Raw genomic sequence first — 21,186 nt, 5'->3', positions numbered from 1 at the left:
CCCAGTTTCAAAAAGCGCCAGTGTAGGCAGACCTAAGTACCCGGTCTATCGTACTTTGGTGCAAAAACGCTTTTTTTTGCCGTGATCGCAAAGAGAACTGAATACATGATTCCTGTTCAGGTTTTATCGAGATCAAATACGCCCAGCTGAGTTGCACGCAGCACCAGCTCAGCCAGCGTTTCGACCTGCATTTTTTCCATCACACTGCTGCGCTGAGCTTTGATGGTGCGCTCGGAATTGCCAAGTTCATAGGCGATTTGTTTATTGAGTTTGCCACGCACTACCAGGTGAAATACCTCTAGCTCGCGCTCGGTGAGCAGCGAATAACGGTAGCGCAAATCATCCAGCTGCACCCTGGACTGATGCGCTTCTTCGTAACGCTGATGGGCAGCATTGACTGCTTTGAGCAAATTTTCTTTTTGTACCGGTTTACTTAAAAAATCCTCAGCACCTGCCTTAATGGCACGCACACTCATGGAAATGTCGCCATAAGCAGTCAGGAAAATCACCGGGATCGGACATTGCCGCTTATTCAAAAATTCCTGTACTTCCAGACCGCTCAGGCCAGGCATATTCACATCCAGCAAAATGCAACTGACTTCAGCAGGCAAATCTGCCTGAAAAAAATGGGAGCCCGACTCGTAGGTAAATACCCGAAAGCCACAAGCTTGCAACAAGATACCGAGCGCCGAGCGCACAGAAGAATCATCGTCAACTACATGTACGATAGGCGGCAAACTGACTTGCATTATTCACTCCTGACCAACGGCAGCTTGAAACGCATAATGCCGCCATTTAAGCGGTTTTCCGCCCAAATATGGCCACCGTGCGCCTGCACGATAGAAGCACTGATCCATAGTCCCAGACCCACACCTTCCGGCTTAGTGGTGAAAAAAGATTCAAAGACCCGCTCCACCCCCTCGTCAAAGCCGGTACCGCTATCCAGAATCGAAATTCTGACATGATCGGTTCCATACAACATGGTCTCCACTGTGATACTGCGTTCACGCCCTTTTTTTCGGTCTATCGCGTCCATACTGTTGAGCAGCAGATTCACCAATACCTGCTGCATCTGCACGATATTGAGAGAGACGATCATGCCGTCCGCAGCCAGCTTTTCTTTGATGCTGATGCGCCGCACTTTGGCTTCTATTGACAAGAAATGCAGCACTTTACGCACCAGCCAGTTCACTTCCACCGGCACCAGCTCTGTATCCGATTTAGTCAGCAAACCCTGCATATTTTTAATCAGCTCGTCAGCCCGCAAATTATCCCGCCGGATGTTCTGCAGTGTTTCCTGTACCAAATCGAGTGAAGGAGGGTCGCGTTTGAGGAAAATCTGCGCCGCCTCGACATTGCTCAAAATTGCAGCCAGTGGCTGCATCAGTTCATGGCCGATTGCTTCGTTATAAATTGAGGCCGTCATCTTACGGTTCATCTGGGTAATTTGCCCCAGCACCTGACGTGAGGCATCGACTGCGTGCGCATGTAAGCGTCGCTCTATGATCAACACCACCACCGCGATCAGCAATACCAGTACCAAAGCAAAGGTAAAGATGAGTTGCCAGCGATAGGCCTCCCATACGGTGGGTGTATAAAAACGCAGCTCACTGCCACTTGGATATTGTCCGGGCTGTACCTGCCAGCGTAGCAGTTGATTTTTATCGAGCAGCGGTGTAAATCCGGAACTGAGTATCTCCTGGCGTAAAGGTTTGCCAGCCAAAACAGAGGACGCCAGTTCAGCCGTTTCCCTGCCTTGCTCAGCATAGGCAAAGCTCAGCGCTGCCAGCGGCCCTGTTCCGAGTACCGCTGCATCATCAACCAGCACAGGACGCATAGACGATTTAATTACCTGCGCCAAAAATTCGCTGCCAGAAGAGCGCCCGGTAGCAAGGTCAGCTGCCAGCAAACCTTGGTAGACCACAGCATCCGGCGGCAAATTACTCAGCGCGTCCTTGACCGCATCAACAGACTGGCCGCGCAGATCCTGCACACGCAGATTATCGGCCATGCCGCTCAAACGCGAAGGCAAAAAGGTTTTATTCGTATCCGGACCGGGTGCATTCCCAATCAAAGCAAGCTGCTGGGCTTGTGGAAATAAAGTTTTGACGACACCGACCACATTCGAGAAATTTGCCCGCAATACTTTGCCGGTAAAATTAGGGGGCAGATTCATCTGTACCACATCAATATCGCTGGTCAACGCAAACACGACCGGTGTACCAGGCCACAGATTTTTTTCATGCTGCAGTAAATAGCGCAGGGACTGCTGACCAAACACCAGGATCAGGTCAGGATTCTGCACGCGGTACTTTTCCTTGAGCCACTTACTCAGGTTTTGTTTATACGTTTCTTGTGGAAACTGAGAAATATCCAGATTTTCATGAAAAATCGTGACCGGCCCGGTTTTGCGCAGCTCCGCTTTTAAGCTGCCATAGAATTCCTGCAGGGAAGCACTGGAACCCATGTCCGGACTCAATAACAAAACCCGTTTCCCCTCCACCGACTGCGCCTGCACTGATACAGCCAGACTGGACAGAACAAAGAGCAAAAACAACAAGATTTTTTTCATGAGCAGGCAAAATAATGAAGCTCTGGTGAGTGCCGCTGCGCAATACGCGCTGAACAGTCCCACCAGAAATGAATGTTACTGAAAAGAAAATTCATTCTTAACTGCACATTAATGATGATAAATAATTTCTATTGGGAAATTATGGTCAGGCATTATCAGGGATTTTGCAGAGCCAGGCAAAACAGCTGTTGTTTTCACTCCATCGGCGTGTGCGCCTAAGCCACCCAGACTGGGCTGGTTTTTAATCCCCCCCTGCAAAAGCGACATTTAAATATCAACAGAAGCAATGCCTAATTCTGTGACTGCGCGAAAAAAGCCCGCTATTCGCTGTTAGAATATCGCCCTTGTTCCTTACATTCAAAAGTGCATCAACATGACCCGTAAGCTGTTCGTTACTACCGCCCTCCCCTACGCTAACGCGCCTTTCCACCTCGGTCACATCATGGAATACATCCAGGCTGATATCTGGGTACGCCATCAGCGAATGTCGGGTAACGAAGTGCATTTCGTCGGTGCCGATGATGCACACGGCGCACCGATCATGATTGCGGCAGAAAAAGCAGGCCTCACGCCTCAGGCTTTTGTTGCCGGTATTGCGGCTGGCCGCAAGCAATATCTGGATGGTTTTCATATCCAGTTTGACAACTGGCACTCGACCGACGGCGAAGAAAACCATGCGTTATCGCAGGATATTTACCGTAAATTAAAAGCGGCGGGCTTCATCACCAGCAAAACCATAGAACAGTTTTATGATCCGGTAAAAAATATGTTCCTGCCGGACCGCTACATCAAAGGCGAATGTCCGAAATGTGGCGCTAAGGATCAGTATGGCGATTCCTGCGAAGTCTGTAGTGCCGTGTATGCACCGACCGAAGTTGTCAATCCGTATTCCGTACTGACCGGCGCGACACCGGTCATGAAATCCTCAGAACATTTCTTCTTCAAATTATCTGACCAACAATGCGTGGAATTCCTGCGCAACTGGGCCTTACAAGACAATCGCCTGCAATCCGAAGTAGCGAACAAATGCCGTGAATGGCTGGAAGGCGAAGATGGACTGGGCGACTGGGATATCAGCCGCGATGCACCGTATTTTGGGATTGAAATTCCTGATCAGCCGGGCAAGTACTTCTATGTATGGCTGGATGCGCCAGTCGGTTATCTGGCTTCATTGAAAAATTATTTCGGCAAAACCGGACGTGATTTCGATGCTTTCATGGCGGACCCGAGCACCGAACAAATACACTTTATCGGTAAAGACATCACCTATTTCCATACGCTGTTCTGGCCTGCGATGTTGAAGTTCTCCGGCTACAAAACACCGGACAATGTGTATGCACACGGCTTTGTCACGGTATCCGGCGAAAAAATGTCCAAGTCACGCGGCACTGGCATTTCGCCTTTACGCTATCTGGACATAGGCATGAATCCGGAATGGCTGCGCTACTACTTTGCGGCCAAACTGAACGCGAAGGTGGAAGATCTGGATCTGAATCCGGATGATTTTGTCGCCCGCGTCAATTCTGATCTGATCGGCAAATACATCAACATCGCTTCGCGCGCTGCGGGCTTTATCACCAAGCGCTTCAACGGTGTCATCAGCACCGACTGGGCAACGCCAGACGATGCCTTCCTGGGCAATCTGCGTCAAGCTGCACCTGAGATTCAAGCCTTGTTTGAAGCCCGTGAATATGGCAAGGCACTGCGCCTGGCCATGGAGCAGGCCGACCTGGTAAATGCCTATGTGGATGCCAACAAACCTTGGGAATTAGCGAAGAAACCGGAAAACGACGCCAAATTGCAGGAAGTCTGTAGCCGTCTGTTGGAAGCCTTCCGCATCCTGACCATTTTCCTGAAACCGGTCTTGCCTCAACTGGCGAGCCAGGTCGAAGCACAGTTAAACATCGCTGCATTGCAATGGTCAGATGTTGCGACTCCGCTGCCACATCTGCATACTATCCATCCTTACGCACATTTGATGCAACGCGTTGATCCTAAGATTTTTGACCAGTTGTTTGATGCACCAACTGCAGCTACAACGCCCGCTGCAGCTGAGTCCGGCGAAGGTGCCTCAACCGCTGCCAGTGAGATTGAACCGGTTGCCGTAGAAATCAACATTGCTGACTTCGCCAAAATCGATTTGCGGATTGCGAAAATCGTCAATTGCGAGCACGTAGAAGGCTCCGACAAATTACTGCGCTTAACGCTGGATGTCGGTGAAGGCCGCACCCGCAATGTGTTTTCCGGTATCAAATCCGCTTATCAGCCAGAACAGCTGATTGGCAAGCTGACAGTCATGGTTGCGAATCTGGCGCCACGTAAAATGAAATTCGGCATGTCCGAGGGCATGGTGCTGGCTGCCTCCGCCGCGGATGAAAAGAATAATCCTGGCCTGTACATTCTGGAACCGTGGCCAGGTGCCCAGCCTGGTATGCGGGTTGGCTGACCTGTATGGAACTGGTGATACGTGAAGCCAGCCCCGACGATGCGCAATTGATCGCGCATCTGACCCGGAGCTGTTGGGCGGATAAAGTGGCGCCGACGTCGAGCGGGCACCGCGAGGCGACTGAGCAAGTGCAGCAGGAGTTGCTGCAAGGTGGCGGGTTCATTCTGTATATCAGCGATGAACCGGCAGGCTCAGTGCGCTGGCTACCGGTCGATATGGATGCCGGCATCTGGGAAATGCGTCGTATGGGCATCTTACCGGCCTTTCGCGGTCAGGCGCTTTCTCAGCATTTGCTGGAAGCCGTTATTCTGGCAGCCCAAACCGCAGGCGTGGAAGAGCTGCGACTGGGTGTACGCACCGACCAGCCCAGACTGCTTGATCTGTATGCCGCCTATGAATTTGAGCTGGCCCCGGAACTTGATTACGCACATGCGAATCCAAATGAACCCAAACCCAATGTGATGCGGCGTTTTTTAAGAAACTGAGCGCGTTGATAGCAGGCGCTCAGCCACAGCACTTTCCTCACTCTGATGCCAACAGCTATGCCAATGAATACGATTCCTGAACGCTTGCAGGCGCTGCGCCTGACGATGCAACAGCAGCAGATCGACGCCTGCCTGATTCCCTCTGCCGATCCTCATTTATCTGAATATTTGCCAGACCGCTGGCAAGGCCGCAGTTATTTTTCCGGCTTTACCGGTTCGGTAGGTAATCTGGTGGTCACCCATGATTTTTCCGGACTGTGGGTAGACAGCCGCTACTGGAGTCAGGCCGAGCAGGAATTAGCAGGAACAGGCATCAGCATCATGAAAACCATGTCTGCCGCCGCAACGCTGCACATAGACTGGCTGGCACAACATCTGAAGGCAGGTCAGATCGTCGCAGCCGATGGCATGGTGCTGGCCCTGGCCACAGCACGCCATTTACAACACAGCCTGGCAGCGCAAGGCATCAGCCTGAAAACCGATACCGATTTGCTGGAACAAGTCTGGTCTGAGCGTCCAGGTCTGCCAGACGCGGCGGTTTTTGAACATCAGGCACCGTTTGCAGCAGTCAGCCGGACAGACAAACTGGCGCAACTGCGCGCGGATATGCACAAGCTGGGTGCTGACCACCATTTTGTGTCCACCGTCGATGATCTGGCCTGGATACTCAATCTGCGTGGTGCCGATGTGAGTTACAACCCGGTGTTCGTAGCACATGCACTGATCAGCCAGGACCAGGTGCAGTTGTTTATTGCAGCTGGCAAAGTTCCCGCAGACTTGGCAGAAAAACTGCGTACAGAACACATCCATTTGCGCGACTATGCAGAAGCATCCAGCGCCTTACACCAGTTGCCAGCAGGCAGCCGGGTACTGATCGATCCGCGCCGCATTACTTTTGGTTTCCGACAAGCGATAGCTGCCAGCTGCAATGTGATTGAAGCGATCAATCCATCCGTGTTCGGCAAATCACGCAAAACAGCGGCTGAAGCACAGTTTGTACGCGAGGCGATGGAGCAGGATGGCGCCGCCCTGTGCGAATTTTTCAGTTGGCTGGAGCAGGCCCTGAACAATCAGGAGACGATTACGGAACTGACGATAGATGAGCAGATTTGTGCGGCGCGTGCACGCCAGCCGCATTTTATCTCACCCAGTTTCGGTACGATCGCCGGGTTCAATGCCAATGGCGCGATGCCGCATTACCGTGCCACACCAGCTTCACATGCGACGATTCGGGGCGACGGCTTGCTGCTGATCGACTCTGGTGGCCAATACCTGAACGGCACCACCGATATCACACGCGTAGTAGCGATAGGCAGCGTATCTGATGCACAAAAACGTGATTTCACCCTGGTACTGAAAGGCATGATCAATCTGTCGCGCGCGCATTTCCCACGCGGCACGCTGTCGCCTATGCTGGACAGCCTGGCACGTGCGCCGCTGTGGGTTGAGAATATCAATTTCGGCCATGGCACCGGTCATGGAGTGGGCTATTTTCTGAACGTACATGAAGGCCCGCAAAACATTTCGGGCACAATACCTGAAGCACATATGGCGATGCAGGAAGGCATGATCACCTCGAATGAGCCTGGCATTTACCGGCCAGGAAAATGGGGCGTACGCATAGAAAACCTGTTGCTGAATGTCGCGGCAGAAGCCAATGAATTCGGGGATTTCCTACAATTTGAAACCCTGACTTTGTGCCCTATCGATGTACGCTGCATCCTGCCAGAATTGCTCAACCATGAAGAGCGGCAATGGCTCAATCAGTATCATCAGCAAGTGTGGCAGCGCCTGTCGCCACGTGTTTCTGGTGCTGCCAGCGACTGGCTGCGTCAGGCGACACAAGCGATCTAAGCTGATTCAGGTTGCGGCACCGGCTTCGCCTGGTGCCGCAGTCTGCGTTACGGATGGCCAGCGACGTACCAGCTGTAAAAAATGTGCAAGCTGCGCCGAAGCTGATTTATGCGCCTGATAAATCAGTGAAAAACGCCGTTCACAAGGCGCGAATTCGGGATGCAGCTGGATTAAGCGCCCAGCCGCTAGCAACTCCTGCACCACAGCCACTGACAGGCAACTTAATCCCAGGCCAGCCGCAACGGCATACTTGATTGCCTCAGAATTCCCCAATTCACCGGCACAGCGGAAAGCTTGCAACTGCTGCGACAAATACTGCTCCACGGTTTCACGCGTGCCGGAACCGGCTTCACGCAATAGCCAGGCTTCTTTCTGTAAGTCAGATACCGAGCAACGCTGCCCGGCTGCTTGTGCCAGCGCGTGTTGCGGATGGCAGACCAGAATCAGCTGTTCTTGCAGCCAGGGCTCGACCACAATACCAGCCTGATGACATTCCCCTTCAATAAAGCCTATATCTGCCTCGTAATTTTCTATACGCTGTACCACATCGCTGGTATTTCCTATGAACAGAGATGGCAAGCCAGATGCCTTGTTGGTTGCCACGGTAGATTGCAAATGCGCGAACAAATCAGGTAAGTAATAATTCCCGATAGTGGTACTGGCCGCGATGCGCAAGCCCGGCCACGCAGCGTCGGGTTGCGCAAACTGCGCCTCCATCGAGCGCACCGCATCCAGCACCAGATGCGCCTGTGGTAACAGTAACCTGCCGTTCTCATTCAACAGCAACCCCTTACCAACCCGGTCAAACAATTGCACCTGCAAGGCAGCTTCCAATTCGTTTAAAGCAGCACTGGTGGCGGATTGTGAAAGAGCGATTTTCTGTCCAGCGGCACTGGTCGTGCCCATTTCTGCAATTCCCAGAAATACCTGTAACTGACGCAGGCTTAAGTGCATTATCAACCCCTTTTTCAGCTTAATAAAAGCAAATTAATTTGTTTTATTAATTTTATAGTTTTCTATATGATGTTTGTGAACAAAACACCTCGTTTTTAGAGCTTGATATGCGAAAAATGATACAAACCCATGCCAGCGGCTTACTGCTGAGTCTGCTGATGGCGGCAGTTAGCCTGATGCTGGCGCAAAGTGCGCCTTTGCAAAGCTGGGGACTGGGTAGCCTGACACTGGCGATATTACTGGGCTTAATACTGGGGAATTTACCGCTGGCAGCCAGCCGCGCCCATCACTGGGAAGCGGGACTACAATTCAGCAAACAGCAGTTGCTGCGCGCTGGCATCGTACTGTATGGCTTACGTTTAAGCCTGCACGACATCGGCAATGTCGGCCTTCCCGGCTTACTGGTCGATCTGCTCATGCTGATCAGCACGCTGTGGCTGGCTGCGTTCCTGGGAAGCCGTGTGTTCCGCTTGCCGCGTGAGCTCACTCTGCTGATCGGTGCCGGCAGCGCCATTTGTGGTGCAGCGGCGATACTGGCTGCGGCGCCGGTATTGCGCAGCAAAGAAGAAGATACAGGTATTGCGATTTCGGGTGTGGTATTTTTTGGCACCTGCAGTATGCTGCTGTATCCCTTATTCTTTCAGTCGGAACTGCTGCTGAGCTGGTCAGGTCTGACACCTGCTGGCATCGGCATTTATACCGGTGCCACACTGCATGAAGTCGCGCAAGTAGTGGTCGCGGGCAAAGCCATGACAGCACAAATCGCAGATGTCGCTATCGTGACTAAGATGATGCGAGTCATGCTGCTCGCACCGGTCTTGTGTTTGCTGGCATGGTTGGTCAACCCTGCACGGCAAACCAGTACGGCTGGCAGTGCGGGCTGGCGCCACAGTCTGGCCGATGTGAGCATCCCCTGGTTTGCCATCCTGTTTGTCGTGGTCATCCTGATGCAGTCCGCGCTGAGCCTACCCTCCGCGCTGCGCCAGTTGTTCGCACAGCTGGACCAGATCCTGCTGTCAGCCGCGATGTTCGCACTCGGATTCAGCACCCGTCTCGCCAGTTTGCGCAAAGCCGGCTGGAAACCGCTGTTGCTGGCAGGCAGCATCTGGTGCTGGCTGATACTGGGTGGCCTGCTTATCAGTCAGCTGATCTTGTAATCACCCAGCCTGAACTCTCCCTCATTCAGGTGGTGTGTCAGCCATAAACTGACGCAAAGCCTGATTCATTTTTTCCAGCTCAGTCACAAACTGACGGAACAGCTCAGGCGTCTGACTAAAATCCCCCAGTTTTCCTTTTTGCTCCAGCGCGTACGCAATTGTCTCAGGCGGTTCGGCGCAAAAATTCGCGACCAAACCTTTCAACGTATGTGCAGCTCTGTGCAACAGCTCAGCATCCAGAGTTGCGATGGCCGTGCGCATTTCCTCTACCTGTTGCTGGCAAGTCTGTAAAAAGGAATGAGCTATGATCTGCACAATTTCACGGTCAGCGCGCAGCAATGCCGTTTGATAATCATAGCCTGAGAAATCGCCGGCCTCTGCTGCCTTAATCTCAGACTGCAGCCTGGAATTTGTCATCATCGTTCCTTGAAATACTTGTAATTGATATTGATCCAGCAGTTCCTTGAGTGAGGCTGCCTTGATCGGTTTGCTCAAATAGTGGTCCATGCCGGCTTCCAGGCATCTTTCCCAGTCACCAGGCATCGCATTCGCTGTCATGGCGATAATAGGAATGCGATTCTGCCGTTTTGCATCACGCTCCAGTTGGCGGATATACGTCGTCGCTTCGATGCCCCCCATCAAAGGCATCTGCATATCCATCAACACCAGGTCAAATAGTTGATGCGAAATCTGCTCTATCGCCACCAGTCCATTTTCAGCGGTGGTACTGGCATGACCCCACTTCTCTAACAGGGAGATCACCAGTTTCTGATTGACCGAATTATCCTCCACTACCAAAATCTTTAAGGGCTGCAGTGGCCTGATATCGGGTTCCGTCACTGAAGGCGACGGTAACACGTGCCTGTCTATACCTGACATCACGGCGGAAATGGCATGAAACAGTTCGGACTGACTGACCGGCTTACTCACATAATCATGTATCCCGACCTCGCGACAGCGGCAGGCGTGTTCGTATGCGCCTGCAGAAGACAACATGATGATCTTCTGCTCATAACTGCCATCTGCATGGCGCAATTGCTCTGCCAGTTCAAAACCGCCCGTTTCCGGCATACAGATATCAAGCAAGACCAGCTCAAAAGGATGCTGCTGCTCTGCTGCGACATCCAGTTGCCGCAGCGCTTCTTCTGCATTTTCTGCTGACTGAGGCCGCATACCCCAGGCAATCAGGGTATCTTCAAAGAAGTGTCGGTTAATGGCATTGTCATCGACGATTAACACGCGCAAACCATGCAGACTGGCAGGCGCCAGCATGGTCTCTGTACCGATCCCCACCCCCAGACACAATGTAAAAAAGAAGCTGCTACCCTTACCGGGTTCGCTCTGCACTTCCAGCTTCCCATGCATACGTTGTACCAGGCGCGAGGAGATGGTCAGACCTAAACCAGTCCCCCCATATTTGCGTGTCGTCGAAGCATCTGCCTGACTGAAGGCCTGAAAAATACTGGCTTGTTTGTCGTGTGGAATACCGATGCCATGATCCCTCACGGCGAAAAACAAGTCGACCTGGTTATCATGACTGGCGACCAGGCGAACTTCCAGCACCACCTCGCCCGCCTCACTGAATTTGATCGCATTACCCACCAAATTGGTCACAATCTGCCTGATCCTGCCAGGATCCCCAATCAGTATGTCAGGGATAGCCGGATCTATCTGATACACCAGTTCCAGTTTTTTCTCATTTGCTTTCACCGCCAGCGCCTTGAGCGATGAGGCGAGCAAGTCGCGAATAGGGAAATCGATTTTTTCCAAAGTGATTTTTTCAGATTCGATTTTGGAAAAATCGAGTATGTCGTTAATAATCGCCAGCAACGCATCGGAAGACAGCTTCACCAGTTCCAGATATTCGCGCTGTTGCGGTTGCAAAGGCGTGTCCAGCGCCAGCTCTGTCATTCCTATAATGCCATTCATGGGTGTGCGTATCTCGTGACTCATGGTCGCGAGGAACTGACTCTTGGCTTTGTTAGCCGCTTCGGCACCATCTTTGGCTTTGATCAGTGCAGATTCAAATTCGAGACGTTCGGTGATATCGCGGCAAGAACAATAAATACTGCCATCCGGTAACAACGCTGCGTTCAGCTCAACCGGCACGGTATGTTCCTGTTTGGTGACAAGCCTGACTTCTGCCCGCAAACGCTGACTTTGCATGAGCTGGCGCATAAATTTCAGCTCAGTTGGGTCAGCGCGCTCATCCACAAACAAATCATGAATGGAGCTGCCGATCAACTCTTCACGACGATACCCAAGTAAGCTCAGCACCAGATCATTAGCGTAAGTACACTTCTCATCCGCACCTGCAACGAAAACAGCGTCGGCCGCGTTGTCAAGCAACATGCGTTGCTTCATTTCGCTTTCACGCAAAGCCTGATCTGTCGCCAGACGTGCAGAGATATTCTGGAAAGCGCCGACCGCACCAACAATTTTTCCTTCCTCAAAAATCGGTGATATCACGATCGCGGCGGGAAAGGTTTTACCTGTTTTATGCCGTAAAAAAGTCAGATCAGAACGGAAGACTTTTCCAGCTGCGAGATGCAAACTGATTTGAGCAGCAAGTGCGGTGCCAGCATCACCCTCCGCCGCGACCGGCTGCAGCAACGCATCCAGCTTTTGCCCTACAATATCGTTCAGCTGCCATCCCAAGATATTCTGCGCTTCAGGATTAATGAAGGTACAGAGCCCCTCTGCGTCAACGGTATAGACCCCCTCACCCAGAGTATTCATCACATTCTGCAGCAATGCCTGGCTGGACTCTATCTTTTCGCGCAATGCAAATTCTTCTGTCACGTCAGTGCGGATGGAAATAAACTGATATGGCTGCTGATCTTCATCCAGCAAAGGTACGATGGTCGCATTGGTCCAGTAAAAGCTACCATCTTTCGCGACATTCCGGATTTGGCCGTGCCAGACTTTGCCAGACAAAATGGTCGACCACATCGCCTGAAAAAAGTCCTTGCTATGCAGGCCAGAATTAACGATACGGTGATTTTTTCCCAACAACTCCTGCGGACTATATTGACTGATGGTACAGAATTTTTCATTCGCGTAAATCAGCGTGCCTTTAGTATCGGTAATGCTGACAATCGCATGCTGATCCAGTGCGAATTGCTGTTTACCCAGGTCGGCCATCGCTTCCTGCAACTCATTGCGGGTGGTCAGCAATTCATTCACCAGGATAGACAATTGCTGCGATAAGCCTTCCAGACTCGCATCATCATCGCTGAGTTGTCGCCCTAGCTGACCCAGTGCATCATTGGCAGTCTGGCGCAAGGTATTCAGTAACTGACGGCGCTGATCGGCATCGACACGCAGGGTTTCATTTGCCTGCCCCAGCTCCTGGGAGCTCAGCTCCAGACTGCGTTTCCCCAAATCCAGATCACGATCCGACTGCACATAGGCTTCGTCTACCTGCGTAAAAAACTGTCGGAATCCGCGCAATGCACGCGCTGCCAGGGGCGGACAATCCGTCGTTGCCGCCAGGGTTTCAAATTCTTGCAGCAGTTGCTGCAACTGCGCCTCATCCGCAATGCCCAACAAGCGTTTGTATTGGCGCTGAGTGAGCTTATGTGTCATCACATATCTTCAGCCATATAGCTAATGGTCATGGTTTGATTATGCAGACTACAAACTTGCAATTGATAGCCGGGACAAATCTCGCCGTTGGAGTAAAAACCGCATATCACTGTTTGCGACCCCATCAGATCCTGCACGACCTCCACCTCCTCATCCACCCGGCCCCCCATCACCAGTTTCCTGCCGACACAGCTGACCAACATCGCCAGCGCCTGACCAGTTTCTGGTGCGTCTTTTGGTAAGGCAGCACTGGCGGCCGTTTCTGCACCATCGACCAGCTCATTGGTTTGCGCATGCATGAGTCGCAAATAACCGTCAGGATTAATCGAACCAGCTAATATCAGACTGCCATCCTGCTCATTGATACCCAATATAGTGCGTATTTGCCCCAATGATTCGCGCAGATGGCTCAGCATTTCAAATGGAAATAACAAACCTGAACCGGGTAAATCAGCCGCGTAATCACCCAGATATTTTTTATAAATGTCGAGTGCAGGTGCTCCGTCCAGTTCGTACAGTATATTGTCCTCACAACGTGTCACCTTACGCACAGGACCAAAAGGACGCCAACCCCCATAACTGCCATGCGTGAACGTCAGATTTTTTCCATACAGGCCTAAGGCGACGACTTGGTTATCTGAGACACCGGCCGGACCTAATGTATAGGTACGCGAAAAACTGCCGTTATCACCCGCTAGGCCACCCGTCACAGGCAATGCCTGCCCCAGCTCTGCGACGATGCCATCGATCAGGGCACTGCCGTTGATACCGACGCCTTGTCCGAATACGCTGACGGCACGCAAACCGTCCCGACTCAGCTGGGCGGCCAAAGTACGGCCCGCCTGCTCACTATATTCCATACCGGATAAAGTCGCGCTAACAATCTGAAACTGCGCGCTGTTAAAACGTATCCCTGTCACCACCACAGTTTGCGTACTGACACCCTGAGCAGAAATTTCACCAGCGGTCGAGCATCCCAGTAATTGCGCATCCGGCAGCAAGCGCCTTAAGTGAGCTAAAAAGTCTGGATTTTCAAAATGGGAAATCGATGCAAAGACCAATACCAATTGCGGCGATATGGCGGAAACAGCATCCAGCTTCCATTCCGTCCCGGGTGTACCATACAAAATTTCCTGAGCAATTTTCATCGTAACCTCATGTCATTAGACGAGACTGTCTGCGCTTCCTGCGTGCTGTCATTGCAACAGCCTGTTTAAGTCTGAATACCCCACTCTGCACCAAATTCTTTTTGCTGCGACAAGTCTTCCTGATACTGATTTTTAATTGCCAAAATCTCGCTCAGCCCCGCCATGAACGCATTGACGCAGGCGGGATCGAAATGCTGACCTGAACCTTCACGCAGAAATTGCAGGGCGCGTTCAGTTTCCCATGCGGCCTTATAGGGCCGTTCTGAGGTCAGTGCATCGAATACATCGGATACAGCAACGATGCGGGCGAACAAAGGTATCGCGTCTCCCACTAAGCCTTGGGGGTAACCACTGCCATCAAATTTCTCATGATGTGCAAGTGCGATCACGGCACCGGCATTCAGCATTTCTGATGAGCTGCCAGCCAGAATTTCATACCCAAGACGTGAATGGCGCTTCATGATCGTGAACTCTTCTGGCGTCAGCTTACCTGGCTTGAGCAAAATACTGTCTGGAATACCCACCTTGCCAATGTCATGCATGGGTGCAGCTTCGAGTATCAATTGCTGATCGTCGGTGGACAAGCCCAGATTGGCAGCAATGATCTTGGAATAATTTGCCATACGGATGATGTGCGCCCCGGTTTCAGGATCGCGTGAGTCTGCTGCGCGTGACAGACGCAATATGGTCTCTCTCTCACGCGCCCGGATTTCTGCTGTCGCTTTTTGTACTTCGACATTCAGCCAGCTGGCCCTGTCTTCCAAAAAACGCTGACTGCGTCGCAACGCCAGCATATTCTTGGTACGGGCCAGAAATTCGATGCGATCAATGGGTTTAATCAGGAAATCGGTAGCACCAACATCAAGCGCCTGATAGCGCAGCTCCAACCCACTGTTGGCAGTAATCATGAGAACAGGAATATCGGCACAGCCTGGCAGCTGGCGAAAATGACTGATGAAAGCGACACCGTCCATTTCAGGCATCATGTAATCCACCAACACCAGATCAGGTACCTGAACCGCACACCAGCTCAATGCTTTTGCAGGCTCCGTGAAACTGATGGAACGGCAATCGTCCAGTTTTTGTAGCAAATGACACAGCAGGGTTACGTTTATCTGTGCGTCATCCAGCACCAAAACATTCATTTCCATCGAATATTCCTCAAAAAAAGAATTCCAGATGTCTGGATGACACTGATTTTACTACCAGGAATCTTTTTTGAGTGTATCGTATTTATTCCGTCTGTCTATTTGCGACAAGAAATTTAAACTAAATTCAAGTAAAGCAAGCAACAAACTAAATCGTTATGCTGGTTCAGTGTAACTGATGCAAGACTGTGCCAGGAAACTGCACAGCAAAGACACTACCGACCTCGGGTGTTGATTCAATAAATAATTGTGCATTGTGACGCAATAACACATGCTTTACGATAGCCAGGCCCAGCCCCGTGCCCTGGGTCTCACGAGAACGGCTTTTATCGACGCGATAAAAGCGCTCGGTCAATCTGGAAATATGCTCGGGACTAATGCCTATCCCATTGTCGCGCACACTGAATTTCGCCCCCTGCTCCACGCTCTGCCAGCAGATTTCGATACGCCCACCCTGCGGTGTATAACGAATTGCATTCGTGACCAGATTGGTCAGTGCACTGCGAATTTCATCGGTGCTGCCTTTAATATCTGGCCCTTCAACACTGAGACTGATTTGGTGACGCCCGGCAGACAGCGCTTCCGCTTCCTGCAATATCTGCTCAAGTAAGCCGCGCATATTGACGACTTCAGTGCGCAGTAAATGGTCGACCGATTCCAGACGGGTCAGCGTCAACATGTCTTCAACCAGTCGCTGCATGCGCTCGCCCTGCTCGGACATCAGTTTCAGATGCGCGTTACGGGTTGGTATATCGAGATCAGGCTGCAACGAGGCGATTTCCAGAAAGCCGTTAATCACCGTCAGCGGAGTGCGCAACTCATGCGAGGCGTTAGCAATAAAGTCGCGTCGCATCATGTCGATACGTTCAGACTCAGTGACATCATGCGTCACCAAAATCTGACGACGGTTTTCAAACGGGATGATGTGTGCAATCAGCTTTCTGTCGCGGAAAGACAGGGTCAGTGGTGTTTCATAGCGTCCCAAAATAATGTAGTCCATGAACTCAGGACTGCGTACCAGATTGGTAACACGCATGCCCTTATCCTGACTCAGACTCAGGCCCAGATGATGTTCAGCGGCGGGATTGCACCATTCCAGAAACAGCACATCATCCATGATCACCACTCCATCCGGCAGCAGTGTCATTGCCTGACGAAAGCGTGCCAGCCATTCAGTCAGCTCAGCCTGATTTTTTTCATCGCCACGACGCAGTTTGTACAAACGGGAAAACACTTCAGTCCAGGCGCCCGAACCATCGGGCAAACGGGAGCTGCTGGGATTATCCAGCCAGTCACCCAGTCGCTGCAAATACACCAGCTGTATCAGAAACATGGTGAGGAGGACCAGAAATCCAATAATCAGCCCTGGAACCAACCCCCAGAAATAAGCCGCCAGGGCAGTTCCAGCCAACACCAGAAAAATTCTGACGACATTAGAAATCCAGAAAATCAGACGAGGGGACATAAGGGATCCAGATATTATTATTGAATAAGGATAGTAGATGAGGGTCTGGTGATCTTAGCCTGATCAGACCAGCCCGCTGCGTTTGCAGCGCAACTGATGGGTTTACGGCGTGATCATGGTGAACACGCCGTAAACTGATTTATTTTTCAGACAGCATATAGCCTACACTGCGTACCGTCTTAATTAAGGATTCGGCGGATTTTAATACCTTACGCAGGCGTAATACATGTACGTCCACTGTGCGCTCTTCGATCACGACATGATCGCCCCACACTTTATCGAGCAACTGGCTGCGTGAAAATACACGTTCCGGGTGCGCCATAAAGAACTTCAGCAGCTTGTATTCCGCATGTCCGATATCGACCTTCTGATCAGATATTTTGACGGTGCAGCTGACCGGATCAAGCACCACGGCACCAGCTGTCAGTGCAGTCTGCGCGTGTTCAGGGCTCTTACGGCGTAGCAGCGCCTTAATCCGCGCAGTCAGTTCACGCGGTGAAAATGGTTTGGTGATATAGTCATCTGCACCATGATCCAATCCCGCGATCTTATCTTCTTCCATGCTCTTCGCAGTAAGCATGATGATGGGAATTTCATTGAACTGACGGTCACCACGTATTTTAGACAGCAGACGCAAGCCGCTTTGATCCGGCAACATCCAGTCCAGTAATATCAGTTGCGGTGTACGGCGTTGAATAAATTCCCATGCCTCTGCAGTGTTATTCACAGCGAAGGTATTCCATCCGGCGGCACGCAGGGTAAAGCTGACCAGCTCAACGATAGCCGGTTCATCCTCAACGATCAGAATAGTGGTGTCAGCTGCCATATCTCAATTAGCTCTTTTGCTCTTGTTTGGTTGCGACATAATCAGAATGCCGGATATCTTTGCCTTCAACGATATATATCGTATGTTCCGCGATGTTCTTCGCATGATCGCCGATACGTTCTATGGCTTTCGCTACCCACAAGGCATTCAGGGAAGATGAAATCGTGCTCGGATCTTCCATCATGAAGGTAATCAGGTTACGCATAATCGAGCGGAAGTCATGGTCGATAATGGCATCCTGCGCGATCAGTTGGACCGCTTTTGCATCGTCCAGACGCGCAAACGCATCCAGCGAGTTATGCAACATGTCAGCAACATTCGCTGCCAGCACGCGCACTGTTTCATAGCCACTGAACATAGGCAGACTACGGCGGTTAATCGCTGCATCTTTTGCAATACGTGCAATTTTAGTCGATTCGTCGCCTATCCGCTCCAAATCGGTAATCACTTTACCTGTCGCCATCACGGTACGCAGATCGTTTGCTGCTGGCTGACGCTTGACGATCAGATGGCTACACATGTCATCAAGGCTGACTTCGAGGCGATTTACTTCCAGATCAGACTGAATAACCGCTTCAGCCTGCTGTTCATTGCCGGTTCTGAAGCAGGACATCGCGTCGTGAAAATGGCTTTCTACCAAACCGCCCATCAGTAATACTTTGGAACGGATCGTTTCCAGATCCATGTCGTACTGTTTTGAAGAGTGTTCACCTGTCACTTTTTTCTCCTGTATTCCATATCACTGGATGGTATTAACCGAAACGACCGGTAATATAGTCTTGGGTTTCTTTTTTAACCGGGTTCATGAAAATATGATCGGTCTCACCAAATTCGACCAGTTCACCCAGATACATGTAAGCAGTATAGTCAGAGCAGCGTGCTGCTTGCTGCATATTGTGCGTCACGATAGCAATCGTATATTCTTCTTTGAGCTCGTTAATCAGCTCTTCGATTTTGACGGTAGAGATAGGATCGAGCGCAGATGTTGGCTCATCCAGCAATAACACATCCGGTTTCACCGAGACACCGCGAGCGATACACAGACGTTGTTGCTGACCACCTGACAGGCTCAGACCGCTCTTATTAAGTTTGTCTTTGACCTCAGTCCAGATCGCGGCTTTTTTCAATGCCCATTCCACACGCTCATCCATCTCACCTTTTGACAGGTTTTCGTACAGACGCACACCAAACGCGATATTGTCATACACCGACATCGGGAATGGGGTTGGCTTCTGAAACACCATGCCGACTTTAGCGCGCAGCAAATTGATATCCTGATCTGCATCCAGAATATTTTTACCGTTATACACAATGCGGCCTTCAGCGCGCTGGCCTGGGTACAAATCGTACATGCGATTCAGTGTACGCAGTAAAGTGGATTTACCGCAACCCGAAGGACCGATAAAAGCAGTTACTTTTTTATCGAAAATATTCAGGTTGATATCGCGCAGGCTACGGGTCGCACCGTAGTAAAAATTCAGCCCGTCGATCTCGATTGCTTTCTTTTGGGTAGTTGCTTGAGTAGTTGTCATATCGATGCTCGGATTAATGCTGTGTCTTTTGGTTAAACAAGGTACGCGATAAAATATTCAGGCCCAGAACACTGAAGGTAATCAGCAAGGCACCTGCCCACGCCAGATCACGCCAGTTTTCATACGGGCTCATAGCAAACTGGTAAATCACCACCGGCAAATTCGCCATTGGTTTATTCATATTTCCATTAAAGAATTGGTTGCTCAGCGCTGTGAACAGCAAAGGCGCCGTTTCACCGGAAATACGTGCCACAGCTAACAAAATACCGGTGACCACACCTGCTTTGACTGCACGCAGACGTACCAGCAAAGCGACTTTCCAACGTGGTGCACCGAGTGCGAATGCCGCCTCACGCAAACTGGCCGGCACCAGGCCCAGCATATTATCTGTGGTACGCACCACGACCGGAATCGCAATCAGAGAAATCGCGATACTGCCCGCCCAGCCGGAAAAATGCTTCACGTTCGCGACATAGATTGCATACACAAATAAGCCAACTACGATAGACGGTGCTGACAGCATGATGTCAGTCACAAAGCGGGTGAGTCCACCAAACCAGCTCTTGTCACCATATTCTGCCAGGTAGATACCCGCCAGAATACCGATCGGTGTCGAAATCAACGTAGCTGCACCAACCATCATAAAACTACCGACGATTGCATTCATCAAACCACCACCTTCGCTGCCAGGCGCCGGCGTCGATTCAGTAAACATCGCCAGATTGACTGCGGAAAAGCCTTTCACGATCAACGTGAACAAAATCCACATCAGGAATATCAGCCCAAATGCCATCGCGATCGAGGATAGAAAAATCCCCACTCTGTGCATATACAGGCGCTTGCGGTAAACCGGATTACGCGCCGCGATTACTTGTTGATCACTCATTATTTTGATCCCTCTTTTTTGCTCAGACCGAGCAACAATAATTTAGCTGCAGACAACACGATAAACGTAATCACAAACAGTATCAGACCCAGCAGGAACAGCGAGGAGGTATGCAACACGGACTCTGCTTCTGCGAATTCATTTGCAAGTGTGGAAGCGATACTGTTACCGGCTGCGAACAAGGACCAGGATAATTTGTGTGCATTACCAATCATGAAGGTCACTGCCATGGTTTCACCCAACGCACGTCCCAGACCCAACATCACGCCACCGACCACACCGATTTTGGTGTAAGGCAGCACAATCTTTCTGACCACTTCCCATTTAGTACAGCCAAGGCCGTAGGCAGACTCTTTCAGCACTGGTGGCACGACTTCAAACACATCACGCATCACTGAAGAAATGAAAGGAATAATCATAATCGCCAGAATAATACCGGCCGACAAAATACCCAGACCTATCATAGGACCGGAAAACAAAGCGCCGACGACTGGCAATTTACCCAGCGTGGCGGCCAGCGCAGGCTGTACATATTCTGAAAACAGCGGTGCAAATACAAACAGGCCCCACATACCGTAAATAATACTTGGCACACCTGCCAGTAATTCTATCGCTGTACCCAATGGGCGCTTGAGCCAGGCCGGGCAGATTTCGGTCAGGAACAATGCGATACCAAAACTGACCGGAAACGCGATCAGCAATGCAATCACAGAGGTAGCGAGCGTACCTACAATTGCGATCAGACCGCCAAACTTATCATTGACCGGATCCCACTCTATGGTGGTGATAAATGCCAGTCCGAATTCCTGCATTGCAGGCAAAGCACGGACAAACAAAGAGAAAATAATACCGAGCAATACGATCAGCACAAATGCTGCAAAGCTCAAGGTAAGTTTATGGAAAAAGAAATCTTGCCAACGCTGACGACGCATAATGACCGCCATGCGCGCATCACTAAGTGGCAAGTTTGCTTGCGGCGAGGAAGAGGCTGTGGGTATAACGGAGGGTGCGTTCATGTTGACGGAAGACGTTGGTAGTGTCATGGGTGTATTTTTTCACCGGGAGGCGAACCACCGCAGTGGTTCGCCTGATACGAAAATCTCTGAATTGCAGAGAGGCTCACAT

16 protein-coding genes are annotated in these 21,186 nt (G+C 51.0%); 4 read left to right on the top strand and 12 right to left on the bottom strand.

Annotated features, from left to right (window positions below; genetic code table 11):
• Window positions 1-116: 116 nt before the first annotated feature.
• Both H8K47_RS04565 and H8K47_RS04560 read right to left on the bottom strand, forming a co-directional pair.
• Window positions 117-749, bottom strand: a complete 633-nt coding sequence (locus tag H8K47_RS04565) for a response regulator transcription factor (RefSeq protein ID WP_186880230.1) — start codon at window positions 747-749, stop codon at window positions 117-119.
• On the bottom strand, window positions 749-2,572 hold the full coding sequence (locus tag H8K47_RS04560; protein WP_186880229.1) for a sensor histidine kinase: 1,824 nt from the start codon (window positions 2,570-2,572) through the stop codon (window positions 749-751). Before H8K47_RS04560 ends, H8K47_RS04565 begins: the two co-directional genes overlap by 1 nt.
• Before the next feature lie 373 nt (window positions 2,573-2,945).
• Between H8K47_RS04560 and metG the strand changes: the two genes are divergently transcribed.
• The 3 genes from metG (at window position 2,946) to H8K47_RS04545 (ending at window position 7,357) form a co-directional block, all read left to right on the top strand.
• Window positions 2,946-5,018, top strand: a complete 2,073-nt coding sequence (gene metG / locus H8K47_RS04555) for a methionine--tRNA ligase (protein WP_186880228.1) — start codon at window positions 2,946-2,948, stop codon at window positions 5,016-5,018.
• A 5-nt stretch (window positions 5,019-5,023) separates the two neighbouring features.
• Window positions 5,024-5,503, top strand: coding sequence for a GNAT family N-acetyltransferase (locus H8K47_RS04550; RefSeq protein ID WP_186880227.1), 480 nt, complete (start codon window positions 5,024-5,026; stop codon window positions 5,501-5,503).
• A 63-nt stretch (window positions 5,504-5,566) separates the two neighbouring features.
• Window positions 5,567-7,357: an aminopeptidase P family protein gene (locus H8K47_RS04545; RefSeq protein ID WP_408057817.1), complete on the top strand. Its 1,791-nt coding sequence runs from the start codon at window positions 5,567-5,569 to the stop codon at window positions 7,355-7,357.
• A gap of 6 nt (window positions 7,358-7,363) precedes the next feature.
• Here the strand turns inward: H8K47_RS04545 and H8K47_RS04540 are convergent, their stop codons facing one another.
• Window positions 7,364-8,311, bottom strand: coding sequence for a LysR family transcriptional regulator (locus tag H8K47_RS04540; protein WP_230410145.1), 948 nt, complete (start codon window positions 8,309-8,311; stop codon window positions 7,364-7,366).
• A gap of 107 nt (window positions 8,312-8,418) precedes the next feature.
• Here H8K47_RS04540 and H8K47_RS04535 point away from each other — a divergent pair, with 107 nt between their 5' ends.
• Complete coding sequence (locus H8K47_RS04535) at window positions 8,419-9,468, top strand: YeiH family protein (protein WP_186880225.1); 1,050 nt, start codon at window positions 8,419-8,421, stop codon at window positions 9,466-9,468.
• Window positions 9,469-9,489: 21 nt separating this feature from the next.
• On the opposite strand, the gene H8K47_RS04530 is transcribed toward H8K47_RS04535, so the two are convergent.
• The 9 genes from H8K47_RS04530 to pstC all read right to left on the bottom strand — a co-directional run bounded on the left by H8K47_RS04530 (window position 9,490) and on the right by pstC (window position 21,104).
• On the bottom strand, window positions 9,490-13,056 hold the full coding sequence (locus H8K47_RS04530; protein WP_186880224.1) for a response regulator: 3,567 nt from the start codon (window positions 13,054-13,056) through the stop codon (window positions 9,490-9,492).
• Window positions 13,056-14,204 (bottom strand): FIST signal transduction protein, encoded by a 1,149-nt coding sequence (locus H8K47_RS04525; RefSeq protein WP_186880223.1) that lies wholly within the window; start codon window positions 14,202-14,204, stop codon window positions 13,056-13,058. Before H8K47_RS04525 ends, H8K47_RS04530 begins: the two co-directional genes overlap by 1 nt.
• A gap of 65 nt (window positions 14,205-14,269) precedes the next feature.
• Window positions 14,270-15,355: an HD domain-containing phosphohydrolase gene (locus H8K47_RS04520; protein WP_329604139.1), complete on the bottom strand. Its 1,086-nt coding sequence runs from the start codon at window positions 15,353-15,355 to the stop codon at window positions 14,270-14,272.
• A 163-nt stretch (window positions 15,356-15,518) separates the two neighbouring features.
• Window positions 15,519-16,817: a phosphate regulon sensor histidine kinase PhoR gene (phoR, locus tag H8K47_RS04515; protein ID WP_186880222.1), complete on the bottom strand. Its 1,299-nt coding sequence runs from the start codon at window positions 16,815-16,817 to the stop codon at window positions 15,519-15,521.
• A gap of 139 nt (window positions 16,818-16,956) precedes the next feature.
• Window positions 16,957-17,643, bottom strand: a complete 687-nt coding sequence (phoB, locus tag H8K47_RS04510; RefSeq protein WP_186880221.1) for a phosphate regulon transcriptional regulator PhoB — start codon at window positions 17,641-17,643, stop codon at window positions 16,957-16,959.
• A 7-nt stretch (window positions 17,644-17,650) separates the two neighbouring features.
• Entirely contained in the window at window positions 17,651-18,361 is a 711-nt protein-coding gene (gene phoU / locus H8K47_RS04505; RefSeq protein ID WP_186880220.1) for a phosphate signaling complex protein PhoU, read from the bottom strand.
• Between the two features lie 34 nt (window positions 18,362-18,395).
• Complete coding sequence (gene pstB, locus H8K47_RS04500; RefSeq protein ID WP_186880219.1) at window positions 18,396-19,175, bottom strand: phosphate ABC transporter ATP-binding protein PstB; 780 nt, start codon at window positions 19,173-19,175, stop codon at window positions 18,396-18,398.
• Between the two features lie 13 nt (window positions 19,176-19,188).
• On the bottom strand, window positions 19,189-20,061 hold the full coding sequence (gene pstA / locus H8K47_RS04495; protein WP_186880218.1) for a phosphate ABC transporter permease PstA: 873 nt from the start codon (window positions 20,059-20,061) through the stop codon (window positions 19,189-19,191).
• Window positions 20,061-21,104: a phosphate ABC transporter permease subunit PstC gene (pstC, locus tag H8K47_RS04490; RefSeq protein WP_186880217.1), complete on the bottom strand. Its 1,044-nt coding sequence runs from the start codon at window positions 21,102-21,104 to the stop codon at window positions 20,061-20,063. Before pstC ends, pstA begins: the two co-directional genes overlap by 1 nt.
• Window positions 21,105-21,186: the final 82 nt, after the last annotated feature.

Origin of the sequence: Cognatundibacterium rugosum (assembly GCF_014284365.1) — a bacterium.
Taxonomy (GTDB): domain Bacteria; phylum Pseudomonadota; class Gammaproteobacteria; order Burkholderiales; family Burkholderiaceae_D; genus Undibacterium; species Undibacterium rugosum.
This window is presented reverse-complemented; position numbering and strand designations above follow the sequence as displayed.